General features: G+C 61.5%; 11 protein-coding genes. 4 read left to right on the top strand and 7 right to left on the bottom strand.

Annotation, left to right across the window (positions count from 1 at the left end):
- Together LHU53_RS12935 and LHU53_RS12930 are read right to left on the bottom strand one after the other, a co-directional pair.
- The gene (locus LHU53_RS12935) at positions 1-288 is read right to left on the bottom strand and encodes an addiction module antidote protein (RefSeq protein WP_227333070.1); all 288 of its coding nucleotides are present in this window, start codon (positions 286-288) and stop codon (positions 1-3) included.
- A gap of 3 nt (positions 289-291) precedes the next feature.
- On the bottom strand, positions 292-591 hold the full coding sequence (locus LHU53_RS12930) for a type II toxin-antitoxin system RelE/ParE family toxin (protein ID WP_227333069.1): 300 nt from the start codon (positions 589-591) through the stop codon (positions 292-294).
- Between the two features lie 48 nt (positions 592-639).
- Here LHU53_RS12930 and LHU53_RS19730 point away from each other — a divergent pair, with 48 nt between their 5' ends.
- From LHU53_RS19730 to LHU53_RS12920, 3 genes are all read left to right on the top strand, one after another.
- Positions 640-768 carry a hypothetical protein gene (locus LHU53_RS19730; protein ID WP_255632031.1) on the top strand — a complete coding sequence of 43 codons (129 nt, stop codon included), beginning with the start codon at positions 640-642 and terminating at the stop codon, positions 766-768.
- 135 nt (positions 769-903) lie between these two features.
- Positions 904-4,545, top strand: coding sequence for a DUF2126 domain-containing protein (locus LHU53_RS12925; RefSeq protein WP_227333068.1), 3,642 nt, complete (start codon positions 904-906; stop codon positions 4,543-4,545).
- Positions 4,546-4,658: 113 nt separating this feature from the next.
- Positions 4,659-5,987, top strand: coding sequence for a condensation domain-containing protein (locus tag LHU53_RS12920; RefSeq protein WP_227333067.1), 1,329 nt, complete (start codon positions 4,659-4,661; stop codon positions 5,985-5,987).
- A gap of 9 nt (positions 5,988-5,996) precedes the next feature.
- Here LHU53_RS12920 and LHU53_RS12915 read toward each other — a convergent pair whose 3' ends face one another.
- From LHU53_RS12915 to LHU53_RS12900, 4 genes are all read right to left on the bottom strand, one after another.
- Positions 5,997-7,397, bottom strand: a complete 1,401-nt coding sequence (locus tag LHU53_RS12915; RefSeq protein ID WP_227333066.1) for a tetratricopeptide repeat protein — start codon at positions 7,395-7,397, stop codon at positions 5,997-5,999.
- A 63-nt stretch (positions 7,398-7,460) separates the two neighbouring features.
- Complete coding sequence (locus LHU53_RS12910; protein WP_227333065.1) at positions 7,461-8,603, bottom strand: DUF3616 domain-containing protein; 1,143 nt, start codon at positions 8,601-8,603, stop codon at positions 7,461-7,463.
- Positions 8,600-10,441 (bottom strand): exodeoxyribonuclease V subunit alpha, encoded by a 1,842-nt coding sequence (recD, locus tag LHU53_RS12905; RefSeq protein ID WP_227333064.1) that lies wholly within the window; start codon positions 10,439-10,441, stop codon positions 8,600-8,602. Before recD ends, LHU53_RS12910 begins: the two co-directional genes overlap by 4 nt.
- A gap of 287 nt (positions 10,442-10,728) precedes the next feature.
- Positions 10,729-10,944, bottom strand: a complete 216-nt coding sequence (locus LHU53_RS12900; protein WP_227333063.1) for an addiction module protein — start codon at positions 10,942-10,944, stop codon at positions 10,729-10,731.
- A gap of 67 nt (positions 10,945-11,011) precedes the next feature.
- Between LHU53_RS12900 and LHU53_RS12895 the strand changes: the two genes are divergently transcribed.
- Positions 11,012-11,338: a hypothetical protein gene (locus LHU53_RS12895; protein ID WP_227333062.1), complete on the top strand. Its 327-nt coding sequence runs from the start codon at positions 11,012-11,014 to the stop codon at positions 11,336-11,338.
- Here LHU53_RS12895 and LHU53_RS12890 read toward each other — a convergent pair.
- On the bottom strand, positions 11,335-12,699 hold the full coding sequence (locus tag LHU53_RS12890; RefSeq protein ID WP_227333061.1) for a hypothetical protein: 1,365 nt from the start codon (positions 12,697-12,699) through the stop codon (positions 11,335-11,337). The genes LHU53_RS12895 and LHU53_RS12890 overlap by 4 nt on opposite strands.

The raw sequence follows: 12,699 nt of genomic DNA, 5'->3' as shown, positions 1-12,699 counted from the left end.
TCATGAATGTATGGGCGATGCGGAGAGCTTCACACCGAGAGCGCGAAGAAGTTTGAGCATCGTGTCGTAGCGAGGCTTGGCGCCTGGCGTTAGCGCTTTGTAGAGGCTTTCACGCCCAAGACCAGCATCTTTGGCGAGTTGTGCCATGCCACGGGCGCGGGCCACATCTCGCACGGCGGCTAGAAATACGTCCGGGTTGGCATCTTCGAGCGCAGCCGTAATGTAGGCCGAGATAGTTTCTTCGTCGTCGAGATAATCAGCAGCGTCGAATGGGGAAAATTCGGCCATGGTTTACTCCTTGTCCAAAGCCCGCGCCATCTCAATGGCTCGTTTGATGTCGCGCTTCTGTGTGGATTTGTCACCTCCCAACAGAAGCAGATAGAACACCTCACCCCGACGAGTGAAATAGACGCGATAGCCAGGCCCGAAATGAATGCGCATTTCAGAAACCCCCTCGCCGACGGGTTCGCAATCTCCGAAGTTGCCGTGTTCGGCAGATCGAATGCGAAGAGCGATGCGAGCACGACCTATCTTGTCCTTTAATGCCGCGAGCCACGCGTCAAACTCATCTGAGCGGTGAAAGGTGCTCATACGCTTAATTGTATCCAGTCGGATACCAAAAATACGAGCTCTGCAAGATTGTCAGTTATCGAGCTGCTACATGAGCCGATTGCTGCACTGCCATTTGCCCAGTCACGTGTGCTGGGTTCGCTGGTGCTGGTTGATACCGCCAGCCACCGCACAGCGGGTGCCGTGCTGCTGAACTGATTGCCACGAATTCACACCCCGGTAAGCTAGACAAAGGGGTTGCCGTGGGACACTCCTGGCGGGGGGCGACACCCCGACTGGCACCAACATTGCTAGTCAGTCGCTGTCTGTCACCGCTTTATTTGAGACCCACGCATGTCCATCCACGCCGCCCTGAACCACGTCACCCACTATGCGTATGACCGGCTGGTCGCGCTCGGCCCCCAAGTGATCCGCCTGCGCCCTGCCCCGCATTGCCGCAGCAAAATCATCTCGTACTCACTCAAGGTGGAACCAGAAGGCCATTTCATCAACTGGCAGCAAGACCCGTTTGCCAACTACCAGGCGCGCCTGGTGTTTCCGGACAAGACCAAAGAGTTCAAGGTCACGGTGGATGTGGTGCTGGACATGGCGGTGTACAACCCGTTTGACTTCTTTCTGGAGCCCGAGGCGGAAGAATTCCCCTTCAGTTACCAGCCCGAGTTGAAGCAGGAACTGGCGCCCTACCTGACACCCGACCCGGTCACGCCGCTGCTGCAGGCGTATCTGGACAAGATTGACCGAACCAAGCGCCGCAGCGTGATCTTTTTGGTGGACCTGAACCAGTCGGTGCACAAGGCCATCAACTACACCATTCGTATGGAACCCGGCGTGCAAACGCCCGAGGAAACCTTGACCCTCCAATCAGGCTCCTGCCGTGACTCGGCCTGGCTGATGGTGCAACTGCTGCGCAACTGCGGGCTGGCGGCGCGCTTTGTCTCGGGCTACTTGATTCAGCTCAAACCCGACGTGAAGTCACTCGACGGCCCCAGCGGCACCGAGGTCGACTTCACCGACTTGCATGCCTGGTGCGAGGTGTACCTGCCCGGCGCGGGCTGGGTGGGGCTGGATGCCACCTCCGGCCTGCTGGCCGGTGAAGGCCACATTCCATTGGCCTGCACACCGCAACCGTCGGGCGCTGCACCAATTGAGGGCGGCGTGGACGAGTCGGAGGTGGAATTTGCCCACCACATGCAGGTCACCCGCATTTACGAATCACCCCGTGTCACCAAACCCTACACCGAGGAACAATGGGCCGACATCATGGCCCTGGGCGAGGCGGTGGACGCCGACCTGATCACCAGCGACGTGCGCCTGACCATGGGTGGCGAGCCCACGTTTGTGGCGGTGAATGACCGCGACGCACCAGAATGGAACACCGATGCACTGGGACCGACCAAGCGCGGCTTTGCCACCGAATTGGTGCACAAACTGCGCAAGGAATACGGCGAAGGCGGCTTTCTGCACTACGGTCAGGGCAAGTGGTACCCGGGCGAACAGTTGCCGCGTTGGGCACTCAACATTTATTGGCGTGCCGACGGCCAGCCGGTCTGGGCCAACCCCGCTTTGTTTGCGGATGAGCGTGTCACCAGCCACTACACCAGCGACGACGCACAGCGCTTCATCAACGTGCTGGCGGGCAAACTGGGTCTGACCGACAAATACGTGCAAACCGCGTTTGAAGACAGCTGGTATTACCTGTGGCGCGAACGCCGCCTTCCGGTCAATGTGGACCCGTTCAACTCCAAACTCGACGACGAGATGGAGCGCGCCAGGTTGCGCCGCGTTTTCACGCAGAAGCTCGACACACCGGTGGGCTACGTGCTGCCGGTCAAAGTGGCGGGGTATGACGAGGTGTATGGCGCTGCCTGGACCACTGGCCCCTGGTTTTTGCGCGATGAGCGCATGTACCTGATGCCTGGTGACTCGCCCATGGGCCTGCGCCTGCCGCTGGATTCCCTGCCGTGGGTCAGCGAGGCAGACTTTCCGTACATGATCGAGCAAGACCCGTCCACCTTGCGGGGCGACTTGCCGGTGTATGCCGACCTGGCCGCACGTTACGCACCGAGCCAGATGGCTCCTGACTACAGCACCACCACCAGTGGCCCTAGCCATGCGCCCGGCAAAGCTGGCTTGGCACTGGGTGCTGCGCGTCGCGCCGCTGCTGCGACTGCCGCAGCAGGTACCGCTACCGCATCAACCAACTTGCCGTTTTTGGCCGGTTCCCTGCCGCCGACAGAAGCCACCCGGTTGATGCAAAACCCCACGGCCTTCGCCAGCCATACCAGCACGGCCATCAACGCACAAAGTGCCTTGCAGGCGGAGCCTGCCGACTTTGTCAACGCGTCCGAACCGGCTGACTTTGCCCGCGCGCCAGAGCGCCAGGAATCTGCCCACTGGATCACCCGCACGGCCCTGTGTGTGGAAGTGCGCGACCCGCGCCGTGCCAGCGGCCCGAAAGCCGAAGCGGTGGGTGAAAAATCCAGTGCCATCTACGTCTTCATGCCCCCACTGGAGCGCCTGGAGTACTACCTGGACCTGCTCGCGGCTGTGGAAGCCACCGCGCAAAAGCTGGGTGTGCAGATCGTCATCGAAGGCTACCCGCCGCCGCGCGACCCGCGTCTGAAATTGCTCAGCGTCACCCCTGACCCGGGCGTGATTGAAGTGAATATTCACCCGGCCAACAACTGGAAAGAGCTGGTTTACAACACCGAATTCCTCTACAACGCCGCGTTCGAGTCGCGCCTGAGCGCCGAGAAATTCATGACCGATGGCCGCCACACCGGCACCGGCGGTGGCAACCACTTTGTGATGGGCGGTGCCACACCGTCTGACAGTCCGTTCCTGCGCAAGCCCGAACTGCTGGCCAGCCTGCTGCTGTACTGGCACAACCACCCGTCTCTGAGCTATTTATTCAGCGGCATGTTTGTCGGCCCGACCAGCCAGGCACCACGCGTGGACGAAGCGCGCAACGACCAGTTGTACGAGCTGGAAATTGCCATCGAGCAGATCTACAAAAATCGCGAAATCCACGGCCAGTCGATGCCGCCCTGGCTGATTGACCGCACGCTGCGCAACATCCTGATCGACGCCACCGGCAACACGCACCGCAGCGAAATCTCGATTGACAAGATGTATTCGCCCGACTCGGCCACCGGCCGCCTGGGCCTGCTGGAACTGCGCGCATTTGAGATGCCTCCGCACCCGCACATGAGCAGCGTGCAGCAGCTGCTGCTGCGTGCGCTGATCGCCCGCTTCTGGAAAACGCCGTACCGCGCCCCCGCCACCCGCTGGGGCACCGAGTTACACGACCGCTTCATGCTGCCCAAGTTCATCGAGATGGATTTCCATGACGTGATGGCCGAAATGCGTGATGCCGGTTACGCCTTTGACGACAGCTGGTTTGCCCCGCATGTGGAGTTCCGCTTCCCGCTGATCGGCTCAATCTGCACCGCCGGCATCCAGATGACCCTGCGCAACGCGCTGGAGCCGTGGCATGTGATGGGTGAAGAAGGCGCACCGGGCGGCACCGCACGTTATGTGGACTCGTCGCTGGAGCGCATCGAGGTGCGTGTCACCGGCATGAACGAGAGCCGCTATGTCGTCACCTGCAATGGCCGCGCCATGAGCCTGCAGCCCACCGGCGTACAAGGTGAATACGTGGCCGGTGTGCGCTACAAAGCCTGGAACCCGCCCAGCAGCCTGCACCCAAGCATTGGCGTGCACGCCCCGCTGACCTTTGACATTGTGGACACCTGGATGAAACGCTCGTTGGGTGGCTGCCAGTACCACGTGGCGCACCCGGGCGGCCTGAGTTACCAGAGCCTGCCGGTCAACGCCAATGAGGCGGAGAGCCGCCGCCTGTCGCGCTTCACCGCCATGGGTCACACACCGGGTGTCATGAACGTGCCCCCGGCGACCATCAACGTGCCCGGCAGCCGCGAGTTTCCGTTCACGCTGGATTTGCGCCGCGGCTAAACTCCGTGCGCTGTATCTGGCGCCAACCCGCCTGATAAAGCTCCTTAAACCATAGCTTCCAGCCCTTGACCAAAAAGGGCTGGAAGCTAATTTCATTTCAAGGAACGACACCTGTGATCTCCCGCCCTCTTGACCCCGGTGAAGCGTTTTTCTTCTTGTCTGACCATGTGTCGTGCATGAACTTTGTGGTGCTGGCCGAGCGCACCGGCACCTTGTTGCCCGAGCGCATCCGCCGCGCGCTGGACACTGTTCAGCAGGAACACGCGCTGCTGCAAACCCGCATCAGCTGGACCGAAGACACCGGCCTGCGCTTCGAGCCCGCACCCGGCGCAGCGATTGAGCTGCTGTGCCACGCCAGCAGCGCGGCGGGCTGGCCAGGTCCGATCGAGCAGGAGCTCGCCAGCCCCTTCGCCCTGGGCACCGCGCCGCTGATGCGCTGCCTGTACCTGGAACTGGCTGCCACCGAGGCGCCCAATGGCCCGGCCTCTGCCTGCGTGCTGGCGCTGACCTTTCACCACAGTGTGGCCGACGGCCGCTCCGGCACCGAGATCCTGCGCCGCCTGCTGAGCCTGATGGCCCATGACGACACCGACCGCGTTGACAGCGCCGCCCAGCCCCGTGATACGGCGACGCATTTGCCCTCCATGGCCGAGCTGATGCCCGCGCACTACCGCTGGGCCGAGCAGCCCGACGCCGCCAAACAGCTGCGCACCACCCTGCTCGCCGACTACCGCCGCCACGGCGCGCTGGCTGTGATGCCTTGGCTGGCCACTGAGGCAGAGCACCGCACCCCCCGGCTGATCCGCCTGCAGCTCGGTGCCGATGCCAGCCAGCGCCTGCTGGACCAGGCGCGCGCCCATGGCACCACCGTGCATGGTGCGTTGTGCGCCGCGCAGTTGCTGGCGCAGTACCAGTTGCAACAAACTGAGCAGCCCGCCGCGTTTTTCCTGTCCTGCCCGGTGGACTTGCGCCCGCATCTGCAGGACACGCCCCCCACCAGTCCCACCGGGTTTTTCACCTCACTGATCTCAGGCACGTTCCAGATCAGCCCGGACACCGACCTGTGGGCGCTGGCACGCGAGATCATCACCCAGACGCGCACCCAAATCGCCCGTGGCGAAGGTCACCTGCTGTACCACCTGTACGGGCTGGATGGCTCGCCAGTGCCACCTCAGTCCCTGGAGCTGTTCCGCAAAAAAGTGCTGGCCTCGCTGCCCAACACCATGATCAGCAACGTGGGCGCCATTGCGCCCGTGCCAGACGACCCGGCCGTACAGACGATATCGTTCGCCTTGTGCCCGATGCCTTACCAGACCTTGTTCACCGCCGCCAGTTCGTACAACGGCGCGCTGATCCTGAATGTGGGTTATGACGCTGCCCGCCTGTCGGAGGCCACCGCGCAGGCGCTGGTGCAGCACATCCAGCAGACCTTGTCGATCTGAAATAAAAAATCAGGTGTTTTGGCTGGCGGGTTGAGCCAGCGTTTGCAGCGCCTCACACACCTGCGCCAGCACCGGTGTCCAGTCGTTGCCCTTGGGCTGGCGCCATAGCCGCATCACTTGCGGGTACCAGGGCGAATCAGTGCGCTCCTTCAGCCAGCGCCAGTCCGTCATGTAGGCGGGCAGCAGCAGCCAGCAGGGTTTGCCCAGCGCGGCGGCCAGGTGCGCGACGGCGGTGTCGACACTGATGACCAGGTCAAGTTGCATGATGGACGCGGCGGTGTCGGCAAAATTTTGGAGCTCAGGGGCCAAGTCGATGAGCGGCTGCTGTCCCTTGAACCGCTTGACCTCGCGCTCGCCGTTGCCCTTTTGCAAGCTGAAAAACTGCACGCCGGTCGCACGCCACAAGGGCGCCAGCGTCTGCAGACTGGGCAGCGAACGCTGGGCGTCGTTCTCCGACGCCGGGTTGCCATGCCAGACCAGCCCCACCCGCAACGCGGGCCGCGGGGATAAGCGGTCAACCATCTGGCGCCAAGGGTCCAGCCGGTCCGCGGGCGCCCACACATAGGGAATCGCCGCCGGAATGGTGTCAAGCTGGGTGAGCGCATACAGCGGCACACTCATCGCCGGCACCCAGTAATCCCAGTCGCTGACGCTGGTGTCGTCCTCAAATCCAAACACATCACCCACACCGTCCAGCGTTTGCAGCACGGGTTTAAGATCCGGGTGGCTCAGCACATCCACCTGGGCTGCGCCCAGCGCGCGCAACACCGCCACGTAGCGGCAAAACTGGATCGTGTCGCCAAAACCGGCCTCACACATCACCAGCACCACCCGGTCTTGCAGCGGCTGACCTTTCCAGCGGCTGCAACGCAGGCGCTTTTCGATCGGGTTGACCCAGTGCCTGAACTCCAGGTGATGCCAACCCTCGTCAAAACGTCCCTGGCGCAGCAGCAGGCACGCCAGATTGACATGGGCAGCCGCGTGTTTGGGGTCAAGCGCCAGGGCTTTGCGCAGATGGGCTTCGGCTTCGGCATCGCGGCCATTCTGGGCCAACAGCACCCCCAGATTGCGCCAGGTGCCAGGCAGCGTCGGGTCCACCAACAGCGCTTTTTGATAGGCCGCCTCGGCGGCATGAAAAAACTTCAGCTCTGCCAGCTTGGCGCCAAAATTCAGATGAATCCGCGCGTTGTCGGGCTGCGCTTCGATGGCCAGCTCGTAATGCCGCACGGCTTCGCTGACGCTGCCCCGGCGGTCCAGCAGCCAGGCCAGGTTGGCGTGGGCTTCGGCCATACCGGGGTCCATGTCGAGGGCTCTGACCAACAGCGCCTCGGCTGTATCAAAGTGGTCTGCTTGGATTTCGCTGCTGCTTTGGGCACAGAGCCGCTCAGCCTGTTCGTGGAGTGTGTTCATGATGGCGCTAATGTAAACGCTAGGGCTTTCTGGAAGATTCCAATCTGCCGGTTCCAACGAACGCTATTTTGACACCTTGAAAAGCAGCGGTCCACCATCGCATAAGCCATCCGAGATTACCAGCAATTGATAGCCCCGCGGCGTCTCGGTCAGCACGCTCAAAGCCTCGGGTTTGATCTGAACGTCACACGCGCGCTGCTTGACACCCCCGAGGTCCAGACGGGCCAGCAGCTTCGGACTTTTTATCTGGCTACTGGGCGATCCGTCCCAGTGAAAAATGGCCCAACCCGCGCCGTCGCTATCACCATCATCGTCAGGCCCGGCCAGAATCAGAACACCATCGGACACCGCCACCATGTCACGGATGCCCCGATGGGCGCCCAGGACCAGCCGGGTGACTTGTGGCTTGGCATCACCGCCCTCAAACAGCGCCTTGGCATCCACCGCCAAGGTGAATGCCGCACCGTCGATCACCGGCCCCCTGAAGCCAAAGACCAGCCGACCACCCTGCAGCGCCAAGCCTTCGATGTTGATGCCCTGCTGGCCCTGCAGCAAAGGCGCTTTGGGGGGTGGCTTGGTGCCCAGGCATTTGCGCTCACCCACAAAGGGCTGCAACTCGGGTTGCGCTTGCATCAATGCCCAGAGCCGCCCGCTCACTACCTGGCTGCTCGGCACGGCGCGGCCCGTGACCGGGTCCAGCCCCAGGCGCAGCACAAACCGGCTGCCGGGGTTGCTGGCGCAGTCAGCCCGTTTGGCGGAATGGGAGCCGATGATGTACACAAACTGGCCATCGGTGGCCGCGCCTTCGGCATCCAACTCACCAACTAGGCCCGTGAAGCTCAACGCCTGCGGGTCCGGCAGCAGCGCACCCTCTTTGACCGTGGCAAACCCGGCCTGGGTGCCTTCGTCAAACACCACCAGGCAAACACGTTGCTGGCCGGGTGTCACCGTGCAGGCGATGCCACTGGCGGATTGGCGGGTTTTCTGCAGCTTTTTGGCCTTGACGTCCAAGGCAAAACCGTCGCCACTGTCCCAGATCGCCCCGTTGGGCGGCACCAGAGGTGCTGGCGCCAAAACAGCGGTTTGAGCGGTGGCCAGGGTGTGGCACATGAGCGCAGTCGTCATGGCAAGCCACTGCGGCCAAAACTGCCGTAGCAAGTTCAAGGCGGTGCCAGCGTGCGGCACCCACCAGCGACTCAGGTTCATGCCTGTTCCTCCATGTTCAAACCCCCACTGCGCAAAATCTGGGCCGCCACGGCCTGGCGCAACACCCCGGCCTGTGGCACTACCAAGGTCAGCTGGTGTTTGGCGCGGGTGATCCCGGTGTAGAGTAGCTCACGCGTCAGCACTGGCGTCATACGCTCGGGCAGCACCAGCGCCACCTGGTCAAACTCGGAGCCTTGTGATTTGTGCACCGTCATGGCAAACACTGTCTCCACCGCATCCAGGCGACTCGGCAACACCCAACGCACACCAACCACCCCGTCTGCCCCCACCACCACAAAAGCCACGCGCAAACTCCGCGCCGTGGGCAGGCACAGGCCCACGTCACCATTCATCAGGCCCAGGTTGTAGTCGTTGCGTGTCACCATCACCGGGCGCCCCGGGTACCAGCCCTCCAGCGGAAAACCCAGCGCGTGGGCCAAGCTGCGGTTCAGCGCCAGCACCCCGGCCGGGCCATCGCGCAGGGCACACAGCACCTGAAAATGCCCCAGGGCCTTGAGCAGTGCCAGCGCCTGTGCGTCGCTGCAGCTGGCCCCCGGCGCCGACAGGGTATGTAGGCTGGCCAGGGTCGACTGCCACCCGGCGCGCACCAGCGCAGCCAGACCCACATCGCCGCCAGGGCCGGGTTGCAGCCGGGTCACACTGGTGTCCTGCGTACTTGACCAGCGCGGGCTAGCCTCCCACAGCGCGGCCACGGCCTGCCTGTCACCCGCATTCACGGCACTGGCCCACTGGCCAATCAAACTGTTGGCCGCAAAGCGGTGGCTGTGGCGCAGCATCACGGTCTGCTGTGCCAGCGCTGAGCCAGTTCCCGCCCAGGCGCTCACATCCTGGCCGGTGTGGGTCTGCAGCCAAGTCACTGTTTCTGCGCTGTAGCCCCCGGCCTGGGCACCGGCGCACAGCTGGCCCATCACCGCGCCCGCCTCCACCGAGGCCAGCTGGTCCTTGTCACCCAGCAGGATCAGGCTGGCCGACAGCGGCACCGCAGCCATCAGGCGCGCCATCAGCTCCAGGTCAATCATCGAGGCCTCGTCCACCACCACCACGTCCAGCGCCAGCTGGGGTGCGGCGGTGGCCGCCACCGTCGAGCGCACCTGCAGCAGCTTGTGCAGGGTCTGCGCCTGGGTCGGGATATGAGCCTGCATGGCCAGCGGCAGGCGCTGAATGGCCTGGGAAATCGACTCACCCAGACGCGCCGCCGCTTTGCCGGTGGGCGCCGCCAGCGCGATGCGTAGAGGCCGAGTTGATTGCGACTGCAACAGCGCCAGCAGCCGCACCACGGTGGTGGTTTTGCCGGTACCCGGGCCGCCGGTGATCAGGGTGAAGCGGCCGCGTGCCGCCAGGGCGCAGGCGACCTTTTGCCAGTCTGGTGCGGTGCTGGCGTCGACACTGGCCGTTGCTGAGCGAGCAAACAAGCTGTCGAGCGCCTGCGCCAAACCCTCTGGCACACCACAGGGCTGGGCCAGCCGCGCCAGGATTGAGCTGCGAATGCTCTGCTCGGCCAGCCAGTTGCGTCGCAAATACAGGCGTGTGCCGTCCAGCACCAGCGGGCTGGCCTCACCCTGACACCAGGGCAGGCTATTGGCGGCTTCGGCCAGATCACTCGGCAGCAGCGCTTGCCAACGAACCTCCCAGCCCAGGGCCAACACCCCGCTCTGGCGCAGCAGGTCCAGGTCCAGGCAGGCGTGGCCACGACCAAACTGGTGGCTGGTCAGAGCGGCCAGCCAGGCGTGGCGCACATCCTCACTGGGCTGGGCCTGTTGCAGGTAGCGGGCGAAGGCGCGGTCAAGCGCGGTAAGCGGCAGCTCGGGCTCGTTCATTGAGCCATCTGGTAACCAGAAAAGGCTGGGTTCTGGAGCTCGGGAAAGGCAAGGGGTTTGCATCCCTCAGAGGATAACTTTGGGACCGACCTTCACCCGGCCAATCTTTCAATCTTTGTCCACTTGCCCGCCAAATTTGATCAGCTGCGTTTTCGTCGCTTCCCTGGTCAGCGCAAGCTTGCGCTTGGTATCACGGCGCACGCACTGGCCGTGGCTTAGCGCCTCGTATCAGGAGAATGCTTCGGCAACTTCCGCTTGCTCAGGAAGCTCAAAGACGACTCGCTAGGTCACAGATGGACACCAAGCGTTTCGGCAATCTGAGCCAGTGTTTTCCCAGCGGGCGGGTGACTGTCACGCCAATTGGCGCGGCGCGCCAATTCGTCAAGAACTTCCGGGCGTGGCTCTGGTGTGGACCCGGCAGAAAACTCATCCCAGAGGTCTTCCACCAATTGCAAACGCTCGAATCGGCCGAGATGTTCAATGGGTTGCAGTGAGGTTTTCATGTTCAAAGTTTAGTGTGGCCTGGCGCAGCGCACCATCCTGGCGGACATCCTCGCCGGATGACTCGGCATGATCTGGCCGCAGTTGGTGCGCCTTGGCGCGGTGGTAATTGACTATGGCATCAACCGCCTGCAGAACAGGCGCATCGTCGGAGACGTGGACTTTGAAGCCGTGAAGAAAAAAACCGCGTGGATCAACTCGGGGCCCGGCTGCGTTGGCACGATGACCGTGACCATGCTGATCAAAAATTACCCTGAGCAGTGCGCACCGACGGGGTGGCGAGGGTACGGGGATTGGGTCAATGGGGTGGGATGCGGCTACGGTGCGGGGGCATTGATGGGGTTAACGATCCTAGATAGACGACGCTTTGAACCAACCTTTTCACCACATACTTAACCAGGTTTGCTGCGTGATCGTCCTTTCGGAGAACTATCGTCTGAATAGTCAGGCAAATCTCTGACAAGTTTCGCCAGTTCATTTGCTAAGCTTATCGCCCGAGCACGTGGTGATACAGGGGGAGAATCAAAGTGTCCCGTATCCAAGGATGCTTGCCCCTCGCCCCAGCGTGGACGATTTCGAGACTGGAAGGTAAACGATGTTGATACATAGGGGACTATTTCAACCTGCAGCTCACTCGCGTGACCGATTCTTCCTGCCATTGCATCTAATCCCGCACGAGCCACAATCTTAAGCTCCGTATACGAGATGTCTGCAATTGGAGGTGCCAGCTTCTCTTCAACTCTGAGCAAATCACGCATCAAGCGGAATCCCAAGCCACCATGAAGCGAAAGAATTTCCTTCGGATTTTGAAGCGCTGCATATATTGCATACCATGCAAGCAACTCTGGCTTAGACGCGCTTTTGAGCACATCCAGATGCTCTAACGACCCTGGAGCGATTCGCGTAGCCAAGAATGCGCAAGCTGCTGTCATTTCTTGGTTCTCTGCACGACTGCTGATAGAAGCTAATGAACGAAGCGCATCCTGAAGATACAAACCACGCTCCTCCCGAGCCAGGGAATGAAGGTCTTCAATGCTCACAGAACGCGGAAGATGTGCCGCAAGACGCTGCCACGCCACTTCTTGGTCGTCCTTGTTGTTATTCAGAAGTTCAAACGCCAACGCCCCGGGTGCTGTATTGGGTTTGATTCCGATAGTGAGTTGAGCCAAAAGACTAAGTCCACTTACCACTGAGTCAACTGTTCGATTAGCCGTTTCTATTGCAGAAGGTGTGTTCAGCATGGAGTAAACATCCAACCAGCGCTCAGGCAACTCGATGAATGATTCAGGTGCAACGCAAGAGCCCATTGCTTTACCCCATGCATAAGCCAAGGTTCTTTTGCATATGAGTGGGGTCAACTGCTTCAGTCCAAGCCGGCCATCCCCATGAAGTACCGCCTCGACAAATATTAGTGCAGCGAGAGCTGGAAAAACTCGCTCATTCAACGGAAGAGTATCCGAATCAAAATGCTGCTTTGCCTCTTCTTGGGTAATAACTCGACTGAGTGCCGTTATCGGCGAAGGAACTTGTGGCGCGGCAATTACTGCGCTTAGAAGCGACTGAATATCGCCATCAGTAACGATGACCAAATTGGGAAGAGCAATTCTTTCAAGAGGATGCGACTCCCAAACCAAAACGAGATCGCTACCACTTTGAACGTTGATCTGCGAGTTTTCAGAGACTCGACTTTCAACATTTTTAGTGGAACCCATATAGAATTCAAAAAATTCACGTCGATTAACTTTTGCTGTCCACAT

This window comes from Rhodoferax sp. U2-2l (assembly GCF_020594515.1).
Taxonomy (GTDB): domain Bacteria; phylum Pseudomonadota; class Gammaproteobacteria; order Burkholderiales; family Burkholderiaceae_C; genus Rhodoferax.
Note: the sequence above shows the minus strand (reverse complement) of the source record. Positions and strands in the feature narration are given on the sequence as shown.

What these genes read in the sequence shown, in the direction of transcription:
- LHU53_RS12935 (WP_227333070.1), bottom strand. Translation starts at nt 288, where the DNA reads ATGGCCGAATTTTCCCCATTCGACGCTGCTGATTATCTCGACGACGAA.
- LHU53_RS12930 (WP_227333069.1), bottom strand. Translation starts at nt 591, where the DNA reads ATGAGCACCTTTCACCGCTCAGATGAGTTTGACGCGTGGCTCGCGGCA.
- LHU53_RS12925 (WP_227333068.1), top strand. Translation starts at nt 904, where the DNA reads ATGTCCATCCACGCCGCCCTGAACCACGTCACCCACTATGCGTATGAC.
- LHU53_RS12915 (WP_227333066.1), bottom strand. Translation starts at nt 7,397, where the DNA reads ATGAACACACTCCACGAACAGGCTGAGCGGCTCTGTGCCCAAAGCAGC.
- LHU53_RS12910 (WP_227333065.1), bottom strand. Translation starts at nt 8,603, where the DNA reads ATGAACCTGAGTCGCTGGTGGGTGCCGCACGCTGGCACCGCCTTGAAC.
- recD (WP_227333064.1), bottom strand. Translation starts at nt 10,441, where the DNA reads ATGAACGAGCCCGAGCTGCCGCTTACCGCGCTTGACCGCGCCTTCGCC.
- LHU53_RS12900 (WP_227333063.1), bottom strand. Translation starts at nt 10,944, where the DNA reads ATGAAAACCTCACTGCAACCCATTGAACATCTCGGCCGATTCGAGCGT.
- LHU53_RS12895 (WP_227333062.1), top strand. Translation starts at nt 11,012, where the DNA reads ATGATCTGGCCGCAGTTGGTGCGCCTTGGCGCGGTGGTAATTGACTAT.
- LHU53_RS12890 (WP_227333061.1), bottom strand. Translation starts at nt 12,699, where the DNA reads ATGTGGACAGCAAAAGTTAATCGACGTGAATTTTTTGAATTCTATATG.